Genomic DNA, 1,538 nt, shown 5'->3' on the forward strand with positions numbered 1-1,538 from the left:
GATCAAATCGATATCAGCTCCATCGAGAGAACCTACAAAGGTGGCGGTACTTCCAGCTACCATCCACGTGACCTTTTGAAGATTTTGGTCTATGCCTATCTGCGTAATCTCTACTCTTCCCGTAAGATAGAACAGGCATTAGGTGAGAATGTACACTTTATGTGGCTCAGTGGCTGCATACGACCTGACCATAATACCATCAGCACCTTTCGCTCTGGCAGACTAAAGGGGAATTTTAAAAAGATCTTCAATCAGGTGGTCATCCTTCTTGCAGAGCAGGGATATCTCAGTATAAAAGATATCTATGTAGATGGTACCAAGATCGAGGCAAATGCAAATCGCTACACCTTTGTCTGGGCAAAGAGCATCAAGAACTCGCGTGAGCGTATCAAGAAACAGCTCAAGGAACTCTGGCGCTACGTGGAGACTATCTATGCAGACGAAGCGCAACAACCTAATGAGCCTGATAATTTTGAAGCTGTAAATCCTGAAGAGGTGGCTAAAACCATAAATGAAATAAATCAGGCACTTGAGGGTAAGACTATAGATAAGAAGGTGAAACAAAAGCTTAACTACGCCAAGAATAACTGGCCAACAAATGTTGCAAAATACAATAGGCAAGAAGAGCAGATGAGCGGGAGAAACTCGATGAGTAAGACAGATCCCGATGCGACTTTTATGCGTATGAAAGACGATCATATGCAAAATGGACAACTTAAACCTGGCTATAACCTACAGGCATCTTCCAATAATCAGTTTGTAGTTAATTATACTCTTGCGCAGACAACCGCAGATACCACTACACTGATAGACCACCTAGAAGAACATCAGGACAGTTTTCAAGAAAATCCAGAAATCGTTACAGCAGATGCAGGCTATGGCAGTGAGCAGAACTACACCTATCTTGAAGATAATGATATAGAGGCATTTGTAAAATATAACTACTTCCACAAGGAACAAAAACAACAAAAGAAGCTACCTAACCCTTTCCATCCAGACCAGTTTCATTACAATATGGAACAGGACTGTTATTACTGCCCTATGGGACAGCAAATGCATAAGATAGGAACTTCAAAACAGAAAACTAAAAATGGACATCTTCAAACTTATACCCGCTATCAAGCTGCCAACTGCGGCGGATGTCCACTCAGAGGATCCTGCTTTAGAGCTAAGGGGGATAGAATTATAGAACGGAACTATAATCTTATAAGGCATAAAGCAAAAGCAAAACAAAATTTACTCAGTGAAAGAGGCGTAGCACATCGCAAGCAAAGATGCTGGGATATAGAAGCTATTTTTGGAAATATTAAACACAATATGGGCTTTAAACGCTTTATGTTGAGAGGAATCGAGAAAGTAAATACCGAAATAGGCCTTATAGCAATGGCACATAACCTGAAAAAGGTAAGTTTAGCTATCTAAAAGCAGACTGATAACTACTAACTGATAACAAATAGCACTTGTAAAACATTTACGATTGAATAATAGAAATAGCCCTTAATAAAAAAAGACTGTCCGAATAGTTTTCAGACAGCCTC

At 40.1% G+C, this 1,538-nt stretch carries 1 protein-coding gene; it reads left to right on the forward strand.

Annotated elements, in window-relative coordinates; genetic code table 11:
- Positions 1–1,422, forward strand: a 1,422-nt coding sequence (locus EAX61_RS16290; RefSeq protein WP_121918769.1) for an IS1182 family transposase, incomplete at its 5' end; no start/stop codon positions are given.
- Positions 1,423–1,538: the final 116 nt, after the last annotated feature.

It is taken from the genome of Dokdonia sinensis, from assembly GCF_003688895.1.
GTDB classification, from domain to species: Bacteria; Bacteroidota; Bacteroidia; order Flavobacteriales; family Flavobacteriaceae; genus Dokdonia; species Dokdonia sinensis.